The 24487-nt window shown below is 58.7% G+C and carries 21 protein-coding genes; 15 read left to right on the top strand and 6 right to left on the bottom strand.

What is annotated here, in order from left to right:
• Positions 1-146: 146 nt before the first annotated feature.
• The 5 genes from AUC61_RS06520 (at position 147) to araD1 (ending at position 6036) form a co-directional block, all read left to right on the top strand.
• Entirely contained in the window at positions 147-1496 is a 1350-nt protein-coding gene (locus AUC61_RS06520) for an MFS transporter (RefSeq protein WP_243245098.1), read from the top strand.
• Entirely contained in the window at positions 1489-2445 is a 957-nt protein-coding gene (locus tag AUC61_RS06515; protein ID WP_243245097.1) for an amidohydrolase family protein, read from the top strand. The genes AUC61_RS06520 and AUC61_RS06515 overlap by 8 nt, the downstream gene beginning before the upstream one ends.
• On the top strand, positions 2442-3446 hold the full coding sequence (locus tag AUC61_RS06510; RefSeq protein WP_243245095.1) for a 4-hydroxythreonine-4-phosphate dehydrogenase PdxA: 1005 nt from the start codon (positions 2442-2444) through the stop codon (positions 3444-3446). The genes AUC61_RS06515 and AUC61_RS06510 overlap by 4 nt, the downstream gene beginning before the upstream one ends.
• 296 nt (positions 3447-3742) lie before the next feature.
• Positions 3743-4918, top strand: a complete 1176-nt coding sequence (locus AUC61_RS06505; RefSeq protein WP_243245093.1) for an L-rhamnonate dehydratase — start codon at positions 3743-3745, stop codon at positions 4916-4918.
• A gap of 122 nt (positions 4919-5040) precedes the next feature.
• Entirely contained in the window at positions 5041-6036 is a 996-nt protein-coding gene (gene araD1 / locus AUC61_RS06500) for an AraD1 family protein (RefSeq protein ID WP_243245092.1), read from the top strand.
• A 98-nt stretch (positions 6037-6134) separates the two neighbouring features.
• Here araD1 and trmA read toward each other — a convergent pair whose 3' ends face one another.
• Together trmA and AUC61_RS06490 are read right to left on the bottom strand one after the other, a co-directional pair.
• Positions 6135-7226 (bottom strand): tRNA (uridine(54)-C5)-methyltransferase TrmA, encoded by a 1092-nt coding sequence (gene trmA / locus AUC61_RS06495; protein WP_243245089.1) that lies wholly within the window; start codon positions 7224-7226, stop codon positions 6135-6137.
• A complete protein-coding gene (locus AUC61_RS06490; RefSeq protein WP_243245086.1) occupies positions 7223-8518 on the bottom strand; it encodes an NCS2 family permease in 1296 nt (431 codons plus the stop codon). The genes trmA and AUC61_RS06490 overlap by 4 nt, the downstream gene beginning before the upstream one ends.
• A 513-nt stretch (positions 8519-9031) precedes the next feature.
• Here AUC61_RS06490 and AUC61_RS06485 point away from each other — a divergent pair.
• From AUC61_RS06485 to AUC61_RS06465, 5 genes are all read left to right on the top strand, one after another.
• A complete protein-coding gene (locus AUC61_RS06485) occupies positions 9032-9553 on the top strand; it encodes a (2Fe-2S)-binding protein (RefSeq protein WP_243245084.1) in 522 nt (173 codons plus the stop codon).
• On the top strand, positions 9550-10536 hold the full coding sequence (locus AUC61_RS06480) for an FAD binding domain-containing protein (protein ID WP_243245083.1): 987 nt from the start codon (positions 9550-9552) through the stop codon (positions 10534-10536). Before AUC61_RS06485 ends, AUC61_RS06480 begins: the two co-directional genes overlap by 4 nt.
• A complete protein-coding gene (locus AUC61_RS06475) occupies positions 10536-12734 on the top strand; it encodes a xanthine dehydrogenase family protein molybdopterin-binding subunit (RefSeq protein WP_243245081.1) in 2199 nt (732 codons plus the stop codon). Before AUC61_RS06480 ends, AUC61_RS06475 begins: the two co-directional genes overlap by 1 nt.
• Positions 12735-13106: 372 nt before the next feature.
• Positions 13107-14048, top strand: coding sequence for a choline ABC transporter substrate-binding protein (locus tag AUC61_RS06470; RefSeq protein ID WP_243245079.1), 942 nt, complete (start codon positions 13107-13109; stop codon positions 14046-14048).
• Positions 14049-14109: 61 nt separating this feature from the next.
• Positions 14110-15042, top strand: coding sequence for an alpha/beta hydrolase (locus AUC61_RS06465; RefSeq protein ID WP_243245077.1), 933 nt, complete (start codon positions 14110-14112; stop codon positions 15040-15042).
• 70 nt (positions 15043-15112) lie between these two features.
• On the opposite strand, the gene AUC61_RS06460 is transcribed toward AUC61_RS06465, so the two are convergent.
• Positions 15113-16372 carry an MFS transporter gene (locus AUC61_RS06460; RefSeq protein ID WP_243245075.1) on the bottom strand — a complete coding sequence of 420 codons (1260 nt, stop codon included), beginning with the start codon at positions 16370-16372 and terminating at the stop codon, positions 15113-15115.
• A gap of 449 nt (positions 16373-16821) precedes the next feature.
• Here AUC61_RS06460 and AUC61_RS06455 point away from each other — a divergent pair, with 449 nt between their 5' ends.
• From AUC61_RS06455 to AUC61_RS06445, 3 genes are read left to right on the top strand one after another with little or no spacing between them, the layout of a single operon-like run.
• Complete coding sequence (locus AUC61_RS06455) at positions 16822-18261, top strand: cytochrome ubiquinol oxidase subunit I (protein ID WP_243245073.1); 1440 nt, start codon at positions 16822-16824, stop codon at positions 18259-18261.
• 3 nt (positions 18262-18264) lie between these two features.
• Positions 18265-19272, top strand: a complete 1008-nt coding sequence (gene cydB, locus AUC61_RS06450) for a cytochrome d ubiquinol oxidase subunit II (protein ID WP_122662984.1) — start codon at positions 18265-18267, stop codon at positions 19270-19272.
• Positions 19273-19327: 55 nt separating this feature from the next.
• On the top strand, positions 19328-19498 hold the full coding sequence (locus AUC61_RS06445) for a DUF2474 domain-containing protein (RefSeq protein WP_087272625.1): 171 nt from the start codon (positions 19328-19330) through the stop codon (positions 19496-19498).
• Positions 19499-19680: 182 nt separating this feature from the next.
• On the opposite strand, the gene AUC61_RS06440 is transcribed toward AUC61_RS06445, so the two are convergent.
• A complete protein-coding gene (locus tag AUC61_RS06440) occupies positions 19681-20805 on the bottom strand; it encodes a methyltransferase (protein WP_243245071.1) in 1125 nt (374 codons plus the stop codon).
• Between the two features lie 118 nt (positions 20806-20923).
• Positions 20924-21157, bottom strand: a complete 234-nt coding sequence (locus AUC61_RS06435) for a LuxR C-terminal-related transcriptional regulator (protein WP_243245069.1) — start codon at positions 21155-21157, stop codon at positions 20924-20926.
• Between the two features lie 345 nt (positions 21158-21502).
• Here AUC61_RS06435 and AUC61_RS06430 point away from each other — a divergent pair, with 345 nt between their 5' ends.
• Positions 21503-22279 (top strand): ferredoxin--NADP reductase, encoded by a 777-nt coding sequence (locus AUC61_RS06430; protein WP_243245067.1) that lies wholly within the window; start codon positions 21503-21505, stop codon positions 22277-22279.
• Positions 22280-22407: 128 nt separating this feature from the next.
• Here AUC61_RS06430 and mscL read toward each other — a convergent pair whose 3' ends face one another.
• Entirely contained in the window at positions 22408-22854 is a 447-nt protein-coding gene (gene mscL, locus AUC61_RS06425; RefSeq protein WP_243245066.1) for a large-conductance mechanosensitive channel protein MscL, read from the bottom strand.
• A 195-nt stretch (positions 22855-23049) separates the two neighbouring features.
• On the opposite strand from mscL, the gene radA reads away from it, so the two are divergent.
• Entirely contained in the window at positions 23050-24417 is a 1368-nt protein-coding gene (gene radA / locus AUC61_RS06420) for a DNA repair protein RadA (RefSeq protein WP_243245064.1), read from the top strand.
• Positions 24418-24487 lie beyond the last annotated feature (70 nt).

Below are 24487 nucleotides of genomic sequence, written 5' to 3'. Positions count from 1 at the left end.
CAATGTTTGCCAAGAAGCCATGTGGTCTTAGCGATATCCAAGGGTTATCACCGTATGTATTTTTTTGATTAGACGGTTATCGCTTCGCCTCTGATAGTGAGCGCCACAGCAACACCTACAAAAACAATAAAAACGAGGTAAGCACCATGGATCGTTCCAGTGCCCCCGTGCATCTGTCTGACGCAGGTGCCTCTGCAGCTACCGGCAATCCGGCGGTCGCCACCACGGCGCGAGCCACTACAGTGCGCTGGCGGATCTTTGCCATCATTTTCCTGCTGACCATGGTCAACCTGATCGACCGGGTCTCGCTATCAATCGCCATGCCGACCATCGCCAAAGAATTCGAACTGTCGCCGAGCATGCAGGGCCTGATCCTTAGCAGTTTCTTCTGGGCCTATGCGCTGTTGCAGATCCCCGGTGGCTGGATGATTGACCGCTTCGGTCCACGTCGCGTCATCACCTGGTCGACCGGTTTATGGGGGACTTTCCAGGTGCTGGCAGGGTTCGCCACGGGTGGCGTTTCGCTGCTGTTTGCGCGGATGTTTCTCGGGGCGGCGGAAGCTCCGTTGTTTCCGTCTGGCGGCAAGCTGATTTCCCTGTGGCTGGCCCCTAGCGAGCGCAGCCGTGGCGCCGTGATGATGGACAGCGGTAGCCCGCTGGGCGTAGCGCTGGGCGGTTTGATAATCGCCTACCTGATTGCCACCCTGGACTCGTGGCGTATGGCGTTCGTCATCGCCGGGGTCGCGACTTTGTTGCTGGGCTGGGTGTCCTGGCGTTATCTGCGTGATGATCCATCGGTACACCCGCAGGTCAATCAGGCCGAGCTGGACAAGATCAACGCGGGCCGCGCCACCCCTGCTGCAGAGGCGGCCCGTGCGCCGGTCAAAGGTCTGGGCATCGCAGCACGCTCGCTGACCGGGCTGCTGGTCGGACGCTCCAGTTGGGCAATGGTCTATTTCGGTCTGTTGACCTGGGGGCCGAGCTATCTGGCCCAGGCGCGTGGCTTCGACATCAAGGGCATTGGCGCGGCAACCTTCGTGATCTTCATTTGCGGCGCGCTTGGTTCGCTGACCGGTGGTTTTCTGTGTGACGGCCTGATTCGCAAAGGTGTGCGTCGAGGTCTGGCGGTCAAAGGTCTGCTGACCTTCTCCGGGCTGATTGCACTGGCTGCGCTGGTGCTGTTGCCGACCCTCACTGACCCGTTTGCGGCCGTCGGCCTGTTGGCGATGACGGCGTTCTTCCTGATGTGGGGCAGCCTGTACTGGAGCTTCCCGGCCTTGCTCGCTGCACCGGCCCGGGTGGGTCTGATCGGCGGCGTGATGAATCTGGCGGGTAGCATTGGCGGGATCTTCGTACCGATTCTGGTCGGGGTGATCCTGCAATTCTTCGGTGGCTTTGGTGCGGTACTGGCGTTCTTCGCAGGCTGCGCGGCACTGTTCGTGCTCGCCACCCTGTTTATCAGCCTTGACGGTCAGCGCGAGGTGGCAGATGTCTGAATTGTGGAGCGGGCCGATTGTGGATGCCCATCATCATTTCTGGGATCCGCAGGTCAATCATCATCCATGGCTGGCCCCGCAAGCCAGCATCCCGTTTCGCTACGGTGATTATTCAGCGATCAAACGCCGTTACTTGCCGCCAGAATATTTCGGCGATGTGGGCGAGCATCAGGTGGTGCAGACCGTCTATGTCGAAACCGAATGGGATCCCCGCGACCCGATTGGTGAGACGCGCTTTGTCGAGCAACTCGCCGCGCGTTACGGAGTGCCCAATGCGATTGTCGCGCAGGCCTGGCTGGATCATTCGGATGCAGTGGATCTGTTGCGTGCTCAGGCGTCGTTTCAATGTGTGCGCAGCGTCAGGCACAAGCCTGGAGGGCCTACATCACCTGAGCAGGTGGGGTCGCAATTGAGCCTCATGAGCGACGAACAATGGCGGCGCAGCTTTGCCGTTCTGCACGGGCTGGGCCTGCATTTTGATTTGCAGACGCCCTGGTGGAATCTTCCCGAGGCCGAGCGGCTGGCGCGAGACTTCCCGGACACCACGATCATCCTCAATCACGCCGGGCTGCCGTCTGATCGCAGCGAGCCGGGATTGGCCGGTTGGCATGCCGCCATGAGCCGTTTGGCCGAGCAGCCCAATGTCGTGGTGAAGATTTCCGGTCTCGGGCTACCGGGCAAGCCTTGGCGTGCGACGGATAACGCCTGGATCGTCCGGGAAATCATCGCCATGTTTGGCCCGGCCCGGGCGATGTTCGCCAGCAATTTTCCCGTCGACAGCCTGTGTGGTTCGTTCGATGACATCTATAGCGGCTTCAAGCAGATCGTTCGAGATTTGCCGCAGGCCGACCAGCAACAGCTTTTTTACAGCAACGCGCGACGTATCTACCGTTGCGAGCCTTCAGCCACTGCACAGACGTGGCCCGAACAGATGAGGAATCAAGCATGAGCAAGACCCGAATTGCGATGGTACTGGGTGATCCGGCAGGCATTGGTCCTGAACTGATTGCGCGTTTGCTGGCCGAGCCACAGGTGCGCAGTCAGGCGCAGGTGATCCTGATCGCCGACGAAGCTGAAATGCAGCGCGGTATGCAGATCGCTGGCAAGGACTTTCCCTATCGTCAGATTGAGTCCCTGCAAGACCTGAACTTCACCGACGACACGCCGCTGTTCTTCAACTATCGCGGTGATGCGCTGGGGGATTTCCCGCGTAGCGAATCCAGTGCCATCGGTGGACGCTATTGCCTGGATACACTGAAAATTGCCGTTGAGCTGACCGCTGCCAAAACCACCGATGCGGTGTTGTTCGGCCCGCTGAACAAGACCTCGCTGCACATGGCAGGTATGGCGCACAGTGACGAGCTGCACTGGTTTGCCGAGCTGCTGGGTTTCGACGGGCCATTCTGCGAGTTCAACGTGCTGGATAACCTCTGGACCTCCCGCGTGACGTCTCACGTGGCGTTGTCCGCCGTGCCGGGCATGCTCAATCAGAATCGTGTGGTCGAGGCGATTCGTCTGATCGACACGGCGCTGAAACGCAACGGCCTGGAGCGTCCGCGTGTCGGCGTCTGCGGTCTCAACCCACATAACGGCGACAACGGTTCGTTTGGCCGCGAAGAGCTGGACATCATTGGTCCAGCAGTCAAGACCGCGCAGGAGCAGGGCATTGCCGCCGATGGCCCGTACCCCGGCGATACGATTTTCCTCAAGGTGCAGGGCGATGCCAGTGCCTTCGATGCGGTGGTGACCATGTATCACGATCAGGGGCAGATCGCGATCAAACTGATGGGCTTCTCCCGTGGCGTGACAGTGCAGGGCGGCTTGCCGATTCCGATCACCACACCTGCGCACGGTACCGCGTTTGATATTGCCGGGCAGGGCAAGGCCAATGTTGGTGCTATACGCCAGGCGTTCGAGATTGCCTGCCGGATGGGGCGTAGCTCTTATTAAGTAATGCATAACACTGTGGGAGCCGGGCTTGCCCGCGATAAGAACGACTCGGTATCAGATACCGTGTTGAACCTATCGCGGGCAAGCCCGGCTCCCACAATTCATTCCAGGCCGATAACTACGGGGGTAGAGATATCTCCAAACCGATCACCCCAGGCTATCACTGGATACGCATAAGTGATTAGCCGACACCTCTCGCAGCTGGCTAAATTTCCCCATCGACCTGTCGATCAACAACTACAAAAAGCCGGTCCCGCGCCATGCAGGACATACCGGCACACAAGGAAAAGCAGTCCATGAAAATCAAAGCGATCCGTACCCGCGTCTTCGAATGGAAAGGCAAAGTCGTACCCCCTCAAGCGCACTTCTGCACCAACGCCAGCGATATTCTTTTCGAGCGTGGCGACGCCATGGGCTCGTTCCGTTTTCATGGCTGGCTGGTTGTTGAAGTCGAGACTGACAGCGGTATCGTCGGTATCGGTAACTGCGCTTTGGCACCGCGTGTGGCCAAAGAAATCATCGACACTTACCTGGCACCCATCGCCATTGGCGAAGACCCGTTTGACAACGAATACATCTGGCAAAAAATGTATCGCCAGAGCCACGCCTGGGGCCGTAAAGGCATCGGCATGGCGGCTATCTCGGCCATCGACATTGCCATCTGGGACATCATGGGCAAGGCCGTGAACAAGCCGGTCTTCAAACTGCTGGGCGGGCGTACCAAGGAGAAGATCTGGACCTACGCCTCCAAGCTCTATGCCAATGACAACCTCGACCTGTTCCTTGAGGAGGCTCAGGGCTACCTGAATCAAGGTTTCACTGCGTTGAAAATGCGCTTCGGTTATGGCCCTAAAGACGGTCCGGCGGGCATGCGTCGCAACATCGAGCAAGTGCGCGCGCTGCGTGAGCTGGCTGGCCCGGACGTAGACATCATGCTTGAGTGCTACATGGGCTGGACCCTGGAATACGCCCGTCGCATGCTGCCGAAACTCGCCGAGTTCGAACCGCGCTGGCTGGAAGAACCGGTGATCGCCGATGACATCGAAGGTTATATCGAGCTGAAGAAGATGGGCATCATGCCGATCTCGGGTGGCGAGCACGAATTCACTTCGTACGGCTTCAAGGATCTGCTGGAGCGCCGCGCTGTAGACGTGATTCAGTACGACACCAATCGCGTCGGTGGTATCACCGCTGCCCGCAAGATCAACGCCATGGCCGAAGCGTGGTCGGTGCCAGTGATCCCCCATGCCGGGCAGATGCACAACTATCACCTGACCATGTCCACCACCGCGTCGCCGATGGCCGAGTTCTTCCCGGTATTCGACGTCGAGGTGGGTAACGAGTTGTTCTACTACGTGTTCAAGGGCGAGCCGCAGCCGGTCAACGGTTATATCCAGCTGGACGACGACAAGCCGGGTCTGGGGCTGGAAATCTCCGACGAGTACCTGAGCGATTTCAACATTATCGAGTAATGCTCGATTGTAGGAGTGAGCTTGCTCGCGATGATGTCGGTACATCCGATGCATCTCTAGAGGCAGGTCTGGCCCTTCGCGAGCAAGCTCACTCCTACAAATCTAATTTTGTGGAGATAACCATGCGCCTTATCCAATTTGAAACCCAATCCGGTCAACGCCAGGTCGGCGTCGTCGACGGTGACCGGGTCAACGTCGTACGTGAAACCCAAAGCACCCGCGAGTTGGCGTTGACGGCGACTCGCGCCGGTAAAAGCCTGGCCGATGAAGTGGCCAGCCGTGGCACTGAGCCCGGCCCGGATTACGCTTCATTGCTGCACAACCGCCAGATCCTGCCACCACTGGATCACGAAGATCCGGCCCATTGCCTGATCAGTGGCACGGGTCTGACCCACCTGGGCAGCGCTTCGGCACGGGACAAGATGCATCAGCATGACGGTCAGGTCGAAGCGGGCATGACCGACACCATGAAAATCTTCAAGTGGGGCATCGAGGGCGGCAAGCCAGCGGCGGGTCAGGTCGGTGCTCAACCCGAATGGTTCTACAAAGGCGATGGCAGCATCGTCGTGCGGCCGGGGGCTGATTTTCCGGTGCCATCATTTGCTGAGGATGCGGGCGAGGAGCCTGAGCTGACGGGCCTGTATGTGATCGGCGACGACGGCCAGCCTTATCGTTTGGGCTATGCCTTGGGTAACGAGTTTTCCGACCATGTCATGGAGCGCCGCAATTACCTGTACCTCGCACATTCCAAACTGCGGTATTGCGCTTATGGCCCGGAGTTGCGGGTGGGCGAACTGCCGCGGCATCTGTCCGGCATGAGCCGTGTGCTGCGTGACGGGCAGGTGCTCTGGGAGAAGGAGTTCCTGAGTGGCGAAGACAACATGTGTCACAGCCTGGCAAACCTTGAGTATCACCACTTCAAATACGCGCAGTTCCTGCGCCCGGGGGATGTGCACATTCACTACTTCGGCACCGCGACCCTGTCGTTTGCCGACGGCGTGAAAACCCGGCCCGGTGATCGTTTCCAGATCAGCCTGGATGCGTTTGGTGCACCGTTGGAGAACGGGATTGTCGAGGGGCCACAGGCGGTGGGGATTGGGCAGATAAAGGCGTTGTGACCGGGTGTAGGTGAACCCTTGTAGGAGCTGCCGAAGGCTGCGAGAGCGATTTACCTGACACTCCGCTTTCGCAGCCTTCGGCAGCTCCTACAAGAGCATCAGCGGCGGACCAGCAACACCCCGGACTCCATATGGTGGGTATACGGAAACTGATCAAACAGCGCGCAACGCTCGACACGATGCGTGTCGTTGAGTTGGGCGATGTTCGCGGCCAGGGTTTCCGGGTTGCACGAGATGTACAGGATGCGTTCGAAGCGGCGAGTCAGCTCGCAGGTGTCCGGGTCCATTCCGGCGCGGGGCGGGTCGACGAAAACGCTGCCGAAATCGTAGCTCTTCAGGTCCACGCCATTCAGGCGTCGGAACGGACGCACTTCATTCAGTGCCTGAGTCAGCTCCTCAGCGGATAAGCGCACCAGCGTGACGTTATCCACAGCATTGTCGGCCAGGTTGCTCAATGCGGCGTTTACCGAAGTTTTGCTGATCTCGGTGGCCAGCACTTTGCGCACGCGGGTCGCCAGCGGCAGGGTGAAGTTGCCGTTGCCGCAATACAGCTCCAGCAAATCATCTTCACGGTCGCCCAACGCGGCGTAAGCCCAGTCGAGCATCTTCTGGTTCACAGTCCCGTTTGGCTGAGTGAACGCGCCTTCAGGTTGACGGTAACTAAAGGTGCGACCAGCGACTTCAAGCTCTTCAGTCACGTAATCACGACCTATCACCAGACGCTGACCTTTGGAGCGGCCAATCAGGCTCACGTCCAGCTCGGCGGCAAGCTTTTCAGCCTCGGCCATCCACTCGTCGGCCAGCGGGCGGTGATAACACAGGGTGATCATCGCATCGCCCGCCAGCGTGGTCAGAAAGTCCACCTGGAACAGCTTGTGGTTGAGCACCTTGCTGGCTTCCCAGCGGTCGCGCAGCACCGGCATCAAGGCGTTGATGCGCAGGCTGGCGATGGGCAGCCCATCCAGCAGGATCGGGTTCTTGTTGTCGCCCGGGGTGAACATCGCGTAATGACGCTTCTGGTCTTCGCGCCACAGGCGGAACTCGGCGCGCAGCCGATAGTTGGCCGTAGGCGAATCGAAGACTTGAGGCTCGGGCGCGTCGAACGGCGCGAGCAGTTCACGCAGGCGGTCGGCTTTGGCCTGGAGCTGACTGTCGTAGCTCGCAGGATCGAAAGGAATGCTTGCACTCATGCAGGGAACCAACCCAATTTGATAACGAACAGAATCGACAGGATCACCAGCGCGGGATTCAGCTCACGCCACCGGCCCGACAACAGCTTGATGCCTGTCCAGGCGATGAAACCAAAGGCGATGCCATTGGCGATGGAATAGGTGAAGGGCATCGCCAGTGCAGTGATCACGACAGGCGCTGCAACCGACAGATCATCCCAGTCGATTTCGGCCAGACCGGAGGTCATCAGCACCGCAACGAACAGCAGGGCAGGAGCTGTGGCAAACGCCGGAACACTGCTTGCCAAAGGCGCGAAGAACAACGCCAGCAGGAACAGGATTGCGACGACGATGGCGGTCAGACCGGTACGGCCGCCCGCACTCACGCCAGCAGCTGATTCGATGTAACTGGTGGTGGTCGAGGTGCCCAACAGCGAACCGGCCATGGCGGCCGTGCTGTCGGCGATCAACGCACGGCCCATCTTCGGCATGTGACCGTTCTTGTCCATCAGCCCGGCGCGTTTGGCGACGCCGATCAAGGTGCCGGAGTTGTCGAACAGATCGACGAAGAGGAAGGCGAAGATCACGCTGATCAAGCCGACATCAAAGGCGCCCTTGATGTCCAGTTGCAAGAAGGTCGGCGCCAGCGAAGGTGGCATCGAGACCACGCCGCCGAATGGCGTGAAGCCCAGCAGAATCGAGACGATGGTCACGGCCAGAATACCGATCAGTACAGCGCCACGAACGTTCAGTTTTTCCAGCGCGACGATCAGGAAGAAACCCAGCGTCGCGAGAACCGGTGCCGGTTGCTTCAGATCACCCATGCCGACCATGGTGGCCGGGTTGCTGACCACGATGCCGGCGTTGTGCAGGGCGATCAACGCCAGAAACAGACCGATGCCTGCGGCAATCGCCGAGCGCAGCGGCAGCGGGATGCTGTTGATGATCCATTCACGGATGCGAAAGATCGACAGGATGAAAAACATCACGGCCGAAATAAATACCGCTCCCAGTGCGACCTGCCAGGTATGGCCCATGTGCAGCACAACGGTGTAGGTGAAGAACGCATTCAGGCCCATGCCCGGCGCAAGCGCGATCGGGTAGTTGGCGATGATGCCCATGGTCGCCGAACCAATGGCTGCGGCCAGGCACGTGGCGACGAACAGCGCGCCCTTGTCCATGCCGGTTGCGCCGAGGATGCTTGGGTTGACGAACAGGATGTAGGCCATCGCCAGAAAGGTCGTGACGCCCGCGAGAATCTCGGTGCGCACGTTGGTGTTGTGTGCCTTGAGTTGAAACAGCCGTTCCAGCATGTCTGGCTCCCGGTGACGCGCCTGCGCCGTGAATGAATCGACTAGAACAGCAAAGCACAGACTGCCGAAGCGGCCCGCGGATTTTGTGCTGGTCGGAAAAAGCCGCGCATCATACCAGCCGAATGTGTTTGTGACTGCCTGCCGATGACTGGTGGGTTGCTGCATTCTTGAGATTTCTCTGAAACAGCGCTGGGCAGCGGTTCGCTGTAGATCTCATCGACTGCATCGCGGGCAAGCACCGCTCCCACAGGTCAGCGTCTGGCTCAAATTCCTGTGTGAATCCTGGCTCACAGGCTGGCGTGCATCCTGTGGGAGCGGTGCTTGCTCGCGATACATGAGACGCGGCCAGAAGACTCTCTGCATCATCGTTTATTGCCCCGATGCCGTCCAAATCACACACCACCGCCTGAATTCACGCCCGTCAACAAACCCTGAACGATTGCCAAACCCCGCGAGTCGTACCCCTTAAGACGCAGAAAACTGCGCTGTACGAGTACCTACCGTGAGGTTCCCATGAGTTCACCGACCCCCCAGGATTTCGCTGGTCACGCGATATGCCTGACCCTCAATGGTCAGCCGCGACAGCTTAACGTTCAGCCGTGGACCACATTGCTGGACCTGCTTCGGGACCAGCTTGATCTGATCGGCACCAAAAAAGGCTGCGATCACGGTCAATGTGGCGCGTGCACTGTGTTGCGCGACGGCAAGCGCATCAACGCCTGCCTGACGCTGGCGATCATGTGCGATGGCGCCGAACTGACCACCATTGAAGGGCTGGCTGACGGCGACCAGTTGCACCCGATGCAGCAAGCCTTTATCAAACATGACGCCTTCCAGTGTGGCTACTGCACGCCGGGGCAGATCTGCTCCGCTGTAGGCCTGGCCAACGAGGGCAAGGCTCAAAGCCCCGCAGAAATACAGGAACTGATGAGCGGCAATCTGTGCCGTTGCGGCGCGTACAGCAACATCCTCGCGGCCGTGGAAGAAGCGCTGCCGCAGATGGCCAGCTTCGAGAAAGCGGGGGGCAGCCGATGAATCCCTTTACTTACAGCCGCCCGACCAGTGTCAACGAAGCCGTTAACCTGAGCGGCGCAGCGACCCGGTTTATCGCGGGCGGCACGAATCTGCTCGACCTGATGAAAGAAAATATCGATCGTCCCGAGCATTTGATCGACATCACCCGGTTGCCACTGAACACCGTCAGCGAAACGGCCGACGGTGGTCTGATGATTGGTGCTTTGGTGAGCAACGCCGATCTGGCCTGGCATCCATTGATCGAAGAGCGCTACTCATTGCTGTCCCAGGCAGTATTGGCTGGTGCGTCGCCGCAGTTGCGCAACATGGCGAGCACGGGCGGCAACCTGCTGCAGCGCACGCGTTGCTACTACTTTTATGACTCCACCGTGCCTTGCAACAAACGTGAGCCCGGCAGTGGCTGCCCGGCGCGTGATGGTCTGAACCGGATTCACGCGATTCTTGGGGCCAGTGATGAATGCGTCGCCACTCATCCTTCGGATATGTGTGTGGCCCTGGCAGCGCTGGAAGCCGTGGTCCACGTTCAGGGCCGAGCCGGTCAGCGCACCATTGAATTTGCTGACTTCCACCGCCTGCCTGGCGATGCGCCTCAGCGCGATAACCAACTGGCCGACGACGAGCTGATTACCGCCGTTGAGCTGCCAGCGCCTGGCTTTGCAGGGCAGGGCAAGTACCTGAAAATTCGCGATCGCGCTTCCTATGCCTTTGCGTTGATATCAGTTGCTGCATCACTTGAGCTTGATGGCGATGTCATCCGCGATGTGCGCCTGGCATTGGGTGGCGTGGCTCACAAGCCATGGCGCGATAAGGTCGTCGAGCAAATGCTGATCGGCAAGCCCGTCTCCCGCGAGAACTTCGCCGCCGCCGCAGACGCTCTGCTGGCTGACGCCGAACCGCTGGAGCACAACGCCTTTAAAGTCAGACTGGCACGTCGGGCGATCATTCGCGCCCTCAGCGATGCAGCCGTAGGAGGAGACGCCTGATGAACACGCCTGTTTCGCCACTGGGCCAAGCGCTGGACCGGGTTGATGGCAAGCTCAAAGTCACTGGCCAGGCGCGTTATGCTGGCGAGTACCCTGAAACCGGCCTGCTGCACGGCAGTGTCGTCTCCAGCACCATCGCCCGTGGCCGTGTGACGCATATCGACATTACCGACGCGCTGCGTGTGCCGGGCGTATTGATGGTCCTCGATCACAAGAATCGTCCCAAACTGGCCAGCTACGACGAGAGTTACGAAGACGCGGACTCCGCTGACGGTTCGCCATTCCGTCCGCTATATAACGATCGAGTGATGTACAGCGGTCAGCCGCTGGCCCTTGTCGTTGCCGAAACCCTTGAGCTGGCGCGTTATGCCGGTTCTCTGGTGCGCATCGAGTATCTGGTCGAGGCGCACGAGACCGATCTGTTGGTGGTGCAGGAAGACGCTTTCGCCGCGCCCGCTGAGTTACCCAAGCCTCGCGGTGACTTTCAGACGGAATTCGCCAATGCCGCGTCGACTGTCGATGTGCACTACAGCACCCCGGTCGAACATCACAACCCGATGGAACCCCATGCCTCGACGGTTTTTTACAAGGACGATGGCCGCCTGCAGGTTCACGACAAGACTCAAGGCCCGCAAAACTGCCAGGACTATCTGCACAAGGTCTTCGGCATTGATAAAGACAAGATTCAGGTGCTGGCTGCGTTTGTTGGCGGGGCTTTTGGCTCGGGTCTGCGTCCGCAGTATCAACTGCCGCTGGCGGTGATGGCGGCGCTGGAGCTGAAACGTTCGGTGCGCGTAACCCTGACTCGGCAACAGATGTTCACCTTTGGCTATCGTCCGCGCACGTTGCAGCACCTGCGTCTGGGCGCGACAGGTGACGGTCGGTTGCTGGCCGTCGGGCACGAGGCAATCGGCCAGACGTCTCGTTTTGAAGATTTCAGCGAGCACGTCGTGGAATGGAGCGGCATGCTCTATAAGTGCGACAACGTTGAACTCACCTACAAGCTGGCGCCGCTGGACGTATACACCCCGCTGGACATGCGCGCCCCCGGGGCTGCGCTGGGCCTGATCGGCCTGGAATGTGCCATGGACGAGTTGGCAATTGCGTTGGCGATGGACCCGGTACAGCTGCGTTTGGCCAACTATGCCGAACGTAATGGCAATGAAGACAAACCGTACTCCAGCAAGCAGTTGCGTGCCTGCTACGCCCAAGGCGCTGATCGCTTTGGCTGGAGTCATCGTAATCCTGAGCCACGCAGCATGCGCGAAGGTCGACAGCTCATAGGGTGGGGCATGGCGGGTGGTGTCTGGGAAGCCATGCAGATGAAAGCCAGCGCCAAGGCGCATATCGATGCGCAGGGCAAGCTGACGGTCAGTAGCGCGACCACCGATATCGGCACCGGCACTTATACGGTCATGACCCAGATTGCGGCAGAGGCTGCGGGTGTGTCCGTAGAAGATACGACCTTCCTGCTTGGCGACTCTTCATTGCCTACGGCACCTCTGCAAGGTGGTTCGTTCACTGTCTCTTCTGTGGGGAGCGCTGTGCAGCAAGCCAGCAAGGCGTTGCGCGAGAAGTTGTTCGTAGCAGCGGGGCAGATTGATGCGAAGTTTCATGCCGCACAGGTCGAGCAAATGACCGTGGCCAATGGGTACGTGTCGTTGGGCGATCATCAATTGGCACTTAGTGAGGTGCTGAGCAGTTGGCCTGAAGGTCTGCAGGTTCAGGTGGATGCCGAGCCGGATGCGAAGCGAGAGGGTTATGCCACAGCTACTCATTCGGCAGTATTTGTCGAGGTGCTGGTCGATGAAGACCTGGGCACGATTCGTGTCAGCCGGGTAGTCAGCGCGGTCGCGGCAGGTCGAGTGGTCAACCCGAAAATGGCTCGCAGCCAGATCCTCGGCGGCGTGGTATGGGGGCTCGGCATGGCTTTGCAGGAAGAGACCCAGAGCGATCACACGCTGGGGCGCTTCATGAATCACAGCCTTGCGGAATACCACATCCCGGTTAACGCCGACATCGGCGACATTGATGTGATTTTCGTCGAAGAAAATGACACGATCGTCAATGCGCTGGGTTCCAAGGGGGTGGGTGAAATTGGCATCGTTGGTGTCGCAGCGGCGGTTGCCAACGCGGTTTATCACGCCACTGGCAAGCGCGTTCGGGACTTCCCGATTACGCTGGATAAGGTGCTTTAAGTCCACCGCGCGTTGTTTGGGGGCAACCATGGACCTGTAGGAGCTGCCGAAGGCTGCGATAGCAGTGTGTCAGGAAGAAAGCCTCGCAGCCTTCGTCAGCTCCTACAGTAAAAGCATTCCAAATCAGATTTGTGAATGTTCTTTGGTAGGAACCAACTGTTGGTGAGTGAGGCGCCACGGCGCATCAGATACCGAGCCGCGCCGACGTAATGCATTGTGTCAATGTCGCCAGAGTGCAAGCACAGGTCGCGCTGGTGCGCTTTGCGCTGCGTGCTGCTGGGTAAGTTGTTGTCGCGTGCCGCATTCGCATGGCCGCAGTTGTTCGAATAATCAAAAAATCAAAAAAACGACCTGCCGACCGAGGAAGCGTGCATGAACAGATTTATCCGTCATATCAGTTGCGGTGTCCTGATGATGAGCAGTACTGCTTTGCTGGCGGCCGAGCCCGCCAAGTGCCAGAACGTGCGTATGGGCGTGGTGAACTGGACTGACGTTGTGGCGACCAGCGCGGTCGCTGAAGTGTTGCTCAAGAATATGGGATACGACGTCAAGCAGACCAGTGCCGCCCAACAGATCATTTTTGGCGGTTTGCGCGATGATCGACTCGACATATTCCTCGGTTACTGGAAGCCCGCGATGGACAAGAACATCGCGCCGTTTGTGGCTGCCAACCAGGTGAAGGTGCTCGATAAGCCGAGCATGAGCGATGCTCAGGCTACCTTGGCAGTGCCCGATTATGTCGCTGCGGGAGGCCTGAAGACATTTGGTGATATCGCAAAATTCAAAGACAAGCTCGGCGGCAAGATCTATGGCATTGAGCCAGGGACCGGTGCCAACGCCAATATCAAGGGCATGATCGACAAGAATCAATTCGGGCTGGGTGGGTTCCAGCTAGTGGAGTCTGGCGAGGCCGGAATGCTCGCGGCGGTGGCGCGTGCGGTCAAGCGCGGCGAGTGGGTGGTGTTTGTCGGCTGGACCCCGCATCCGATGAATATCAACATGAAGCTGGCGTATCTGACCGGGAGCGAAGATGTATTCGGGCCGGGAGAGGGCGCGGCCACAGTGTCTACCGTTACGGCACCGGACTACGCACAACGCTGCCCGAATGTCAGCAAGTTGCTGAGCAATCTGACCTTCACCGCAGCTCAGGAGAGCCAGATGATGGTGCCCATCGTGGACCGCAAAGCCCCGGACGAAGTTGCCCGACAGTGGCTCAAGGACAATCCTCAGGACCTGAAACGATGGCTGGCAGGGGTCACTACGTTTGATGGCAAGGATGCGGCGCCGGTGGTGATGGCGGCGGTCAACAAGTAAGCAGGTGCTTGTATATCCTATCGCGAGCAAGCTCTGCTCCCACAGGGTGAAGGCCAGCCTTATGAACGATCGCTACCCGTTGTCCCCAGAACTCAGAGCCTTTGTTGATAAAACGTTGAGTCTGGCTTCTACCGCGTCCGACTACCCCGGCCATCGTGCGGCGTATACGCGGATGTCCCAGGCATTCGACGTGCCTCGTCCGGCAGGGCTTGAGGTGACGGATTTCCAGCTGGCTGACGTGCCGGTTCGTCTTTATCGCCCGGCACATCTGCCTGCGGAAACGGCCGCTCCCTGCGTGATTTACCTGCACGGCGGTGGATGGATCGTGGGCGGCCTCGATTCCCATGACTTCATCACGGCGGCATTGGCGGTTGATGTGAGATGCGTGGTGATTGCAGTGGATTACCGGTTGGCACCTGAACATCCCTTCCCTGCGCCGTTTGAGGATTGTGTGGCGGTATGGCATGCGGTTCAGGCGCAGGCTGACTGGTTGGGCATTGATGCTTCCCGGGTCGCTGTCGCGGGTGACAGTGCGGGAGGCAATCTTGCTGCGGCCCTGTGTCTGGCATTGCGTGATGGAGGTTATCCACAGCCCAAAGGTCAGGCGCTGATTTACCCGGCACTGGGGAGCGAGGAAGATTTGCCATCGCGTAGTGCATGCGCCGACGCACCTTTGTTGAGTAGTGCCGAAATGGACGATTGCTGGGCGTTGTACCTGAGCCGGCCTGAAGATTTTCAGTCGCCGTATGCCATGCCTTTGCTTGCCGACGATTTCAGCGGGCTTGCCCCGGCATTTATCGGTGTTGCGCAGTTTGATCCTCTGCATGATGACGGCGTGGCTTATGAGCAGCGTCTTCGCAAAGCGGGAGTCTCGACTGTTTTTGACGCAGGGGAGGGGTTGGTGCACGGCTACTTGCGCGCCAAGGGACTGGCGGTTGAAGCAGATCAATCCTACGAACGATTGATCAATGCCCTGCGCCGGATGATCTTGTAGGAGCTGCCGAAGGCTGCGAATCGGTTTATCTGAATCACCGCGATTCGCAGCCTTCGGCGCTCCTACGGATTCATCGCGTGGGTACGCTGTTTTGCTCTTCCGCCTCGGCCACCACATCGCGCATGCGGTCGCGGTTGGCCAGGGTCGGGAACAGCTTTATCCAGATGCCGGTCACGGCCAGGGTGCCGACGCCGCCCATGACGACAGCCGGGACCACGCCAAACCAATGGGCAGTGAGGCCTGATTCAAACTCGCCGAGTTGATTCGAGGCGCCGATGAATAGACCGTTGACCGCGCTGACCCGGCCACGCATTTCATCCGGGGTTTCCAGTTGGACGAAGGACGCGCGGATCACCATGCTGATCATGTCCGCTGCGCCAAGCACCACCAACACGGCCATGGAAAACCAGAACGAGGTAGACAGGCCGAAAGCGATGGTCGCCACCCCGAACACGCCGACAGCGGTAAACATCACGCGCCCTACATGGCGTTCGACATTGAAGTGCGCGAGCCACAACGACATCGCCAGCGCGCCGACTGCCGGTGCCGAGCGCAGCATACCCAGACCCCACGGTCCGGTTAGCAGGATGTCTTTGGCAAAGACCGGTAACAGTGCTGTCGCGCCGCCCAGAAGCACGGCGAACAGGTCCAGCGAAATAGCGCCGAGCACATCCGGACGGCTGCGGATGAAGCGGATCCCGGCCAGCAGCGAATCCAGCGTCGCCTTGTTCTTGTTCAGCGGTGTCTGACGGGCAGGCAGGCTGAGCATCAGCGAACAGGCGATCACATAGAGCAGCACCGTTGGCCCGTACACCCAACTACTGCCAAAGGCATACAGAAAACCGCCCAGTGCAGGCGCGACGATGGTTGCCGATTGCTGCGCGGACTGCGCCGCAGCCACAGCACGGGGAAACAGCGCGGGCGGCACGATACTCGGTAGCAAGGCTTGAGTAGTCGGCATCTCGAACGAGCGCGAAGCCCCCAGCGCGAAGGCCAGGATGAAGATCATTTCCCGTGTCACGCTGTCGGTGCTGCTGCCGATGAACAGCGCTAGCGCAATGCACGCTTGCGCGGTCTGGCAGATAGCGGCCACTTTGCGTCGGTCGTAACGATCCGCCACATGCCCGGTGTGGAGCATGAAAAGTACGCGCGGCGCGAACTCCACCAGACCCACCAGGCCCAGGTCCAGCACGTTGCCGGTCAACTGATAAAGATTCCAGCCAATGGCCACCGTCAGCATTTGAAAACCGCTGGCGGTGAAGATACGGGCGAACCAGAAAGCGACGAACGGACGGTGGTGGCGCAGTAACACAGGGGCTTGAGTCGACATGAGCAACAACAGCCAGGCAGGGGAGAGCCGCCAGATTATCAGTTTGTAACAGTTAGTTGCATGAAAAGCCTGACAGATTGGATCCTAAAAAAGAGTTTTTTTCAGCGGCTGTGTCAGTGGAGCCTACGGCGGCAGATGTTGTGACGGGCCGGAGACAGCTTGATTTAGAGCGGTGAGACAACTCGCCACGCGGCAAAAGACCACACGTCCGAAACGCTCGAATGAGACTACTCTTTGACAGTCAGTTGATCTGCGTCAATGCCCGCAAGGCAAAAGAAACGGCAGACGACTTGACGGATTCAAGGTTGCGCGATGGGCGGCCGGAAAAGTCTGGTTACTTTTCATCCAAAGCCCAGAACGTTTTCAACCTGCCGCGCTCCTTACCAGTGGGGGGCAGTGGCTGCTGACCCCAGGGTCGCCGGCCGTATCACCTGATAGAGGAAGACCTAATGTTCGGTTTGGATGCAATTGAGCTCGCCCGAATTCAGTTCGCGTTTACCATTTCGTTCCACATCCTGTTTCCTGCCATCACCATTGGTCTGGCAAGTTACCTGGCCGTGCTCGAAGGCCTGTGGCTCAAGACCCACAACAACGTCTATCGCGACCTTTACCATTTCTGGTCGAAGATCTTTGCCGTCAACTTCGGCATGGGCGTGGTTTCCGGTCTGGTCATGGCGTATCAGTTTGGTACGAACTGGAGCCGCTTCTCCGACTTTGCCGGGGCCGTCACCGGGCCGCTGCTGACGTACGAAGTGCTCACGGCGTTCTTCCTCGAAGCCGGTTTCCTGGGCGTGATGCTGTTCGGCTGGAACCGCGTCGGCCGCAACCTGCACTTTTTCTCCACGGTCATGGTCGCCATCGGCACCCTGATCTCTACCTTCTGGATTCTGTCTTCCAATAGCTGGATGCAGACCCCGCAGGGTTACGAAATCATCGACGGTCGGGTCATCCCTACCGACTGGTTCGCAGTGGTGTTCAACCCGTCGTTCCCTTACCGTCTTGCGCACATGTCCATCGCTGCATTCGTGGCGACCGCATTCTTCGTCGGTTCGTCCGCAGCGTGGCACTTGCTCCGCGGTCGCGACACGCCGCAGATCCGCAAGATGCTGTCGATGGCCATGTGGATGGCCTTGCTGGTCGCGCCACTGCAGGCAGTGGTCGGTGACTTCCATGGTTTGAATACCCTCAAGCATCAGCCGGCAAAAATCGCTGCCATTGAAGGCCACTGGGAAAACGTTGGCGATGAGCCAACGCCGTTGATCCTGTTCGGCTGGCCGGACATGAAAGAAGAGCGCACCAAGTACGCGGTTGAAATCCCGTACCTGGGCAGCCTGATCCTGACGCACAGCCTGGACAAACAAGTCCCGGCGCTGAAAGAGTTCAAGCCCGAAGACCGTCCCAACTCGACTGTCGTGTTCTGGTCGTTCCGGGTCATGGTGGGCCTAGGCTTCCTGATGATCTTCACCGGTCTGTGGAGCCTATGGCTGCGCAAGCGCGGCACGCTGTATCAGTCCCGCGCGTTCCTTTACCTGGCCTTGTGGATGGGCCCATCAGGCCTGATCGCGATCCTGGCAGGCTGGTTCACCACTGAAATCGGCCGTCAGCCGTGGGTTGTTTACGGTCTGATGCGCACGGCTGATGCTTCATCCGGTCATAGCGTTGCGCAGATGAGCATTACCCTGGTCTTGTTCGTCGTGGTCTATTTCGTGCTGTTTGGCGCAGGCCTTGGCTACATGATGCGTCTGGTGCGTAAAGGTCCGAAGGTTCATGAGGACCATCAGCCTACCGGTGGCCCAGGTCAGCAACGTACTCCGGCTCGTCCGCTCTCCGCTGCTGAAGAAGGCAACGAAGACTCGCTTAACCACGACAGCCTGAATAAGGGGAATTGAGTCATGGGTATTGATCTTCCACTTATCTGGGCAATCATCATTATCTTCGGCGTAATGATGTACGTGGTCATGGACGGCTTCGACCTCGGGATCGGGATTCTCTTCCCGTTCATGAAGGACAAGACCGACCGTGACGTCATGATGAACACCGTCGCTCCGGTCTGGGACGGCAACGAGACCTGGCTGGTATTGGGCGGCGCCGGTTTGTTCGGCGCTTTCCCGCTGGCTTACTCGGTGGTGTTGTCGGCGCTTTACCTGCCGTTGATCCTGATGCTGATCGGCCTCATCTTCCGCGGTGTGGCGTTTGAGTTCCGCTTCAAGGCTACTGATGAGAAACGTCACCTGTGGGACAAGGCTTTCATCGGCGGTTCACTGGCAGCGACGTTCTTTCAGGGTGTTGCACTGGGCGCGTTTATCGATGGCATTCCGGTGGTTGATCGCCAGTTTGCAGGTGGTGGCCTGGATTGGCTCACCCCGTTTTCCATGTTCTGCGGCCTTGCATTGATCGTGGCTTATGCGCTACTGGGTTGCACCTGGTTGATCATGAAGACCGAAGGTGCACTGCAAAAAGCCATGCATGATCTGGCTCGTCCATTGGCAATCGCGGTGTTGGTTGTGATGGGCGTGGTAAGCCTTTGGACGCCGTTGGCTCACCCCGACATCGCTAACCGCTGGTTCACACTGCCGAACCTGTTCTGGTTCCTGCCCGTGCCGATTCTGGTGCTGGTAACCATGTATGGCTTGTTCAAAGCTGTGGCTCGTAACGCTAACTACACGCCGTTCCTGTTGACCCTGCTGCTGATTTTCCTTGGCTACAGCGGTCTGGGTATCAGCTTGTGGCCAAACATCATCCCGCCATCGATCTCTATCTGGGAGGCTTCATCGCCACCGCAGAGTCAGGGCTTCATGCTGGTGGGCACGCTGTTCATCATCCCGTTCATCCTGGGTTACACCTTCTGGAGCTACTACGTGTTCCGCGGCAAGGTGACCCACGAAGACGGCTACCACTAGCAGATATCTGCCCCAACGCCCGGCGTTGGGGCTATCAGTAGAGGAGAGACTGGCGATGTCAGGCAAAGAATCTTTTCATGATGAGCAAGACCCGGCGTTGAAAAAACCGTTGTGGCAGCGTCTGGCATGGTTGGCTGGCATCTGGGCTGCGAGCGTGTTCGCGCTGTTCATCGTCGCCAGCGTATTGCGGCTGTTCATGAACGCTGCTGGTTTGACGACCCACTGATTTCTAATCCCATCCCGCGTCCCATCGACGCGGTTTTACAACCCTCCACTGGAGGGTTTTTTTTACCATCCCGATATTGATCCTGTAGGAGCTGATGAAGGCTGCGAACTGCGGTTTATCAGGTAAAACGCGTTCGCAACCTTCGGCAGCTCCTACAGGGGTATGGTTAGGGCCCGGGGTTATTACTTGCGCGCTTTAAGAATCACAAACTTCGGCGTTGCGGCGACTTGCTCTACGCCACGAAACAGCCTTGCCAGTTTGGTGTGGTAGCCCAGATGACGATTGCCCACCACATACAACGCGCCACCTGGAACCAGCGCGGCACGAGACTGCTGGAACATGCGCCACGCCAGGAAATCACCCACCACCTGCTGTTGGTGGAAAGGCGGGTTGCATAACACCACATCCAGAGAGTCTGGTTCCTGACCTGCCAGGCCGTCATCGGCGCGCATCACGACTTCACGGTCGCCCAGTGCCGCGCGCCAGTTCTGCTCTGCCGACTGCACCGCCATGTATGACTCGTCCACCAGCGTGTACTGCGCTTGGGGGTTGACCAGAGCGCTGGCAATCGCCAATACGCCATTACCGCAACCGAGGTCCGCAACCCGGGCGTTGCCCAGATTATTTGGCAGATAAGGCAGAAATGCACGGGTGCCAATGTCCAGCCCTTCACGGCAGAACACGTTGGCGTGGTTCACCAGCTCGATCACAGGCTCATCCAGTGTGTAGCGGGTCGGGTAGGGCGAAGAGGCCAGTTCTTTGGGTTGTGGCGTCGCGAACAGCAGCCTGGCTTTTTTCACTGCGAGGGACGCGCTGACCGGGCCGACGTATTCTTCCAGCAGATCTCCGGCCGAACGAGGGAGATGCTTGACCATCGCGGCTGCGACGACCCGGGCTCCGGGAGCCAATTGGCCTTGCAGGCGTATCAATTGCTCCTCCAGCAAGGCGAGGGTTTTTGGTACACGAATCAGCACCCAGTCGAAAGGGCCAATGGCGGCGTTGCTGGCGGGCACCAGCGTTACCGCATCGTAGGCCATGCCATTGCGCACCAGGTTTTTCTGCAAGCCATGAGCCGCCAGATAAGAGTCAGTGCTGCTGGTGACCGTCGCATGCTGAGCAAGGCTGACTGCCAGCGCGCCGAAGCTGTCGTTAAGCACCAGCACCTTGCTTTGCAGCGTCAGGCCATGCTCCGCCACGTAATTGAGCAGATATTCATCAGCAGCGTCGAACGCTTGGAGCGGTTCATCTTGCTGTTCCGGTTGGCGGATAAGATCAAGCTGGGCGAACGGAGTATCAAGCAACGGCATGGGCGGGGAAACTCTGGTCAATCGACGATTGGTCACCTAAGCCCATGACAGCGGGCTGGTAGAGGAAGGGGATTTTACGTGCTTTTTGGCGCTTGGCACGTGTCGGTGAGCGGTTGCTTCAAAACATTCCTCTGAGCGCCGCCTGTACCACTGCCGCTGTCTTGTTGCAGGCCCCCATCTTCACGATCGCGTTGGCCATATGAAAATGTACGGTACGCTCCTTCAGACTCAGAATAACGGCGATGTCGCCCGCTGTTTTTCCTTCGGCCGTCCATTTCAGTATTTCGACTTCCCTCGCAGTCAGCGGCTTGACGTCGTACCTGTGCAGGGCCTCAAGAGACGTGCCACCCATTTTGTAGCCTCCGTGCTGTGTCAGTTATTTCCCGTTTGCCTCACTTCTCTAGTGTAGGAAGAATCCCTTACCGCAACTTCGCCTCGCTGTGATCACGGACAGGTGGAGTACTGGCGTTTTATCCCGCAGATAACAGGTCACAACGCCAAGCCGTTGCAGGGTAGGGTTTTCCCCGGTTCGTAAGGCCAGCGTTTGAATCCACCGCTATAGACCCAAGACTGAAACAGTCTAAACGCGAGACCAGAGCAACGTATCGAGGATGTCACTACAAACCGGCGGTGTTTATCCACTGCACTTTGCGGGACACTGGGCGCATCCGAATACGTGCAGGAGTCAGGTTCGACCATGACCGCCAGTGAAGAAAAGTACACCCGCCAGACGCTGCTAAACGTCACGCCGTTGACCCCAAGTCTGTTCACGTTGCGAACAACCCGTGATCCGGGCTTTCGCTTCCGGGCCGGACAGTTTGCGCGTCTGGGCGTCACCAAGCCGGACGGCAGTATCGTTTGGCGTGCCTATTCAATGGCTTCTTCACCTCATGACGAGTTTCTGGAGTTCTTCTCCATTGTGGTGCCGGGTGGCGAGTTTACGAGCGAGCTGAGCCGACTGCGTGAAGGCGACACGCTACTCATCGAAAAACTGGCGACGGGTTACCTGACTGTGGACAGGTTTACGGACGGGCGGGACCTGTGGCTGTTATCCACAGGCACTGGTGTCGCGCCGTTTCTGTCGATCCTGCAGGACTTCGAGGTCTGGGAGAAATTCGAGCGGATCGTTCTGGTGTACAGCGCCCGGGAGGAGAAGGAGCTTGCGTATCAGCAACTGATCGCTGGGCTGACAGAGCGCGATTATCTCGCCGAGTATGCCGACAAGCTGATCTACCTGCCGGTGGTCACACGCGAGCAGATTGCAGGCGCACTGAATGGCCGGATCACGCAGTTGATCGAGAACGGCGAGCTGGAGAAAGCTGCCGGTCTGCCGCTGAATCCTGAGCAGTCTCGCGTGATGATCTGCGGCAACCCGCAGATGATCGAAGACACGCGCGCGCTACTTAAAGCACGCGACATGAACCTGAACCTGACGCGTCGGCCGGGGCAGGTGGTTGTCGAGAATTATTGGTAACAGCGCCGCTTCTCTGTAGGAGCGAGCTTGCTCGCGATAGCGTCAGGCCAGACAGTAATTTCTTTACAGGTCTACCGTGATCGCGAGCAAGCTCACTCCTACAAGTCCGCATTCAGGCCTCTATCGATTCAAATCGGATGCTTCGGATCAACGGTAATCGGTGCCGACGGCTGATGCTGTTCTTTGAGCAGGTCGCGAATCTCGCCCAGCAGCAGTTCCTGCTTGGTCGGAGTCGGTGGCAGGGTGGGCGCTTTGGCTTCTTCGCGTTTGAGGCGATTGATCGCTTTTACGCCCATGAAGATGGCGAAGGCGACGATGATGAAGTCGATCACTGTCTGGATGAACTTGCCGTAGGCCAGCACTACCGCAGGGGCCGCACCTTCTGCAGGTCTGAGAATAACGGCGAGGTCACTGAAGTCCACACCGCCGATCAGCAGCCCCAGAGGCGGCATTATGACATCGCCGACGAACGACGAAACGATCTTGCCGAATGCCGCACCAATGATGATACCGACGGCCATATCGACCACGTTACCTTTGACGGCAAAGGCTTTGAACTCGCTTAGTACGCTCATGGGTCATTCCTTGTAACTGATGAGATTGTCCAGTGCAGTGTAAGTCAGCTGCACGCGTTGCGCTGGGCACTCTGCAATCGACCGGGCTTTTCTGACGAAGTTTTATGAAATTCCTTAAAAACCTGATGGAGCAGGCTTACCGACGTACAGGTAGCAGCTGCGTTATGATTGCCAACTTTTACCGACGGGGTTGTCATGGCCAAGGCCAAACGCTTGTATGGCTGCACTGAGTGCGGTGCGACCTTTCCCAAGTGGGCCGGGCAGTGCGGCGAATGCGGCGCCTGGAACACATTGGTTGAAACCGTGCTGGAAAGCGGCAGCGCAGCGCCTCCGAGCGGGCGTTCCGGCTGGACCGGGCAGCAAACGCAGATCCGTACGCTGGCTGAGGTCAGCATTGAGGAGATACCACGCTTCTCCACCAACTCCGCCGAGCTGGACCGCGTGCTTGGCGGCGGGCTGGTCGATGGTTCGGTGGTGCTGATCGGCGGCGATCCGGGAATCGGCAAGTCCACTATCCTCCTGCAGACCCTGTGCAACATTGCCGAACGCATGCCGGCGTTGTACGTCACCGGGGAAGAGTCCCAGCAGCAAGTGGCGATGCGCGCGCGTCGTCTGGGGCTGCCTCAGGACAAGCTTCAGGTGATGACCGAAACCTGTATCGAAAACATCATTGCCACCGCCAAGGTTGAAAAGCCCAAGGTGATGGTGATCGACTCGATTCAGACGATTTTTACCGAGCAACTGCAGTCTGCGCCGGGCGGTGTTTCGCAAGTTCGCGAAAGCGCGGCTTTGCTGGTGCGTTACGCGAAGCAAAGCGGTACGGCGATTTTCCTGGTCGGCCACGTTACCAAAGAGGGCGCTCTGGCGGGACCGCGAGTGCTTGAGCACATGGTGGATACGGTTCTCTACTTCGAAGGCGAGTCTGACGGGCGTCTGCGGTTGCTGCGTGCCGTGAAGAACCGCTTTGGTGCGGTCAATGAGCTGGGTGTATTTGGCATGACCGACAAGGGGCTGAAGGAAGTCTCCAACCCGTCGGCGATTTTCCTGACACGCGCTCAGGAAGAAGTCCCCGGCAGTGTGGTGATGGCAACCTGGGAAGGCACGCGGCCGATGCTGGTGGAGGTTCAGGCGTTGGTGGATGACAGTCACATGTCCAATCCGCGCCGTGTGACATTAGGCCTGGATCAGAATCGTCTGGCGATGCTGCTGGCGGTCCTGCATCGTCACGGTGGCATTCCAACTCACGATCAGGATGTTTTCCTTAACGTGGTGGGGGGCGTCAAAGTACTGGAAACAGCGTCGGACCTGGCGTTGATGGCCGCGGTGATGTCCAGTCTGCGTAACCGTCCGTTGCCTCATGACTTGCTGGTGTTTGGTGAAGTGGGGCTGTCTGGTGAAGTGCGTCCGGTTCCGAGTGGCCAGGAGCGCCTCAAAGAAGCGGCCAAACATGGCTTCAAGCGGGCAATCGTACCGAAAGGCAATGCGCCGAAAGAAGCCCCGCCGGGTTTGCAGATTATTGCGGTGACGCGCCTGGAGCAGGCGCTGGATGCTTTGTTTGAATAACGTTCGAGAGGCCCTGTAGGAGCGCGCTCATCAAACAACATGCAATCTACTGGATTGAAATGCATTTTCT

It is taken from the genome of Pseudomonas maioricensis, from assembly GCF_022790535.1.
GTDB lineage: Bacteria > Pseudomonadota > Gammaproteobacteria > Pseudomonadales > Pseudomonadaceae > Aquipseudomonas > Aquipseudomonas maioricensis.
The sequence above is the reverse complement of the archived record's forward strand: the minus strand, read 5'-3'. Positions and strand labels throughout refer to the sequence as shown.

Coding starts and splice junctions, on each gene's coding strand:
- AUC61_RS06520 (WP_243245098.1), top strand. CDS start 147: ATGGATCGTTCCAGTGCCCCCGTGCATCTGTCTGACGCAGGTGCCTCT.
- AUC61_RS06515 (WP_243245097.1), top strand. CDS start 1,489: ATGTCTGAATTGTGGAGCGGGCCGATTGTGGATGCCCATCATCATTTC.
- AUC61_RS06510 (WP_243245095.1), top strand. CDS start 2,442: ATGAGCAAGACCCGAATTGCGATGGTACTGGGTGATCCGGCAGGCATT.
- AUC61_RS06505 (WP_243245093.1), top strand. CDS start 3,743: ATGAAAATCAAAGCGATCCGTACCCGCGTCTTCGAATGGAAAGGCAAA.
- araD1 (WP_243245092.1), top strand. CDS start 5,041: ATGCGCCTTATCCAATTTGAAACCCAATCCGGTCAACGCCAGGTCGGC.
- trmA (WP_243245089.1), bottom strand. CDS start 7,226: ATGAGTGCAAGCATTCCTTTCGATCCTGCGAGCTACGACAGTCAGCTC.
- AUC61_RS06490 (WP_243245086.1), bottom strand. CDS start 8,518: ATGCTGGAACGGCTGTTTCAACTCAAGGCACACAACACCAACGTGCGC.
- AUC61_RS06485 (WP_243245084.1), top strand. CDS start 9,032: ATGAGTTCACCGACCCCCCAGGATTTCGCTGGTCACGCGATATGCCTG.
- AUC61_RS06480 (WP_243245083.1), top strand. CDS start 9,550: ATGAATCCCTTTACTTACAGCCGCCCGACCAGTGTCAACGAAGCCGTT.
- AUC61_RS06475 (WP_243245081.1), top strand. CDS start 10,536: ATGAACACGCCTGTTTCGCCACTGGGCCAAGCGCTGGACCGGGTTGAT.
- AUC61_RS06470 (WP_243245079.1), top strand. CDS start 13,107: ATGAACAGATTTATCCGTCATATCAGTTGCGGTGTCCTGATGATGAGC.
- AUC61_RS06465 (WP_243245077.1), top strand. CDS start 14,110: ATGAACGATCGCTACCCGTTGTCCCCAGAACTCAGAGCCTTTGTTGAT.
- AUC61_RS06460 (WP_243245075.1), bottom strand. CDS start 16,372: ATGTCGACTCAAGCCCCTGTGTTACTGCGCCACCACCGTCCGTTCGTC.
- AUC61_RS06455 (WP_243245073.1), top strand. CDS start 16,822: ATGTTCGGTTTGGATGCAATTGAGCTCGCCCGAATTCAGTTCGCGTTT.
- cydB (WP_122662984.1), top strand. CDS start 18,265: ATGGGTATTGATCTTCCACTTATCTGGGCAATCATCATTATCTTCGGC.
- AUC61_RS06445 (WP_087272625.1), top strand. CDS start 19,328: ATGTCAGGCAAAGAATCTTTTCATGATGAGCAAGACCCGGCGTTGAAA.
- AUC61_RS06440 (WP_243245071.1), bottom strand. CDS start 20,805: ATGCCGTTGCTTGATACTCCGTTCGCCCAGCTTGATCTTATCCGCCAA.
- AUC61_RS06435 (WP_243245069.1), bottom strand. CDS start 21,157: ATGGGTGGCACGTCTCTTGAGGCCCTGCACAGGTACGACGTCAAGCCG.
- AUC61_RS06430 (WP_243245067.1), top strand. CDS start 21,503: ATGACCGCCAGTGAAGAAAAGTACACCCGCCAGACGCTGCTAAACGTC.
- mscL (WP_243245066.1), bottom strand. CDS start 22,854: ATGAGCGTACTAAGCGAGTTCAAAGCCTTTGCCGTCAAAGGTAACGTG.
- radA (WP_243245064.1), top strand. CDS start 23,050: ATGGCCAAGGCCAAACGCTTGTATGGCTGCACTGAGTGCGGTGCGACC.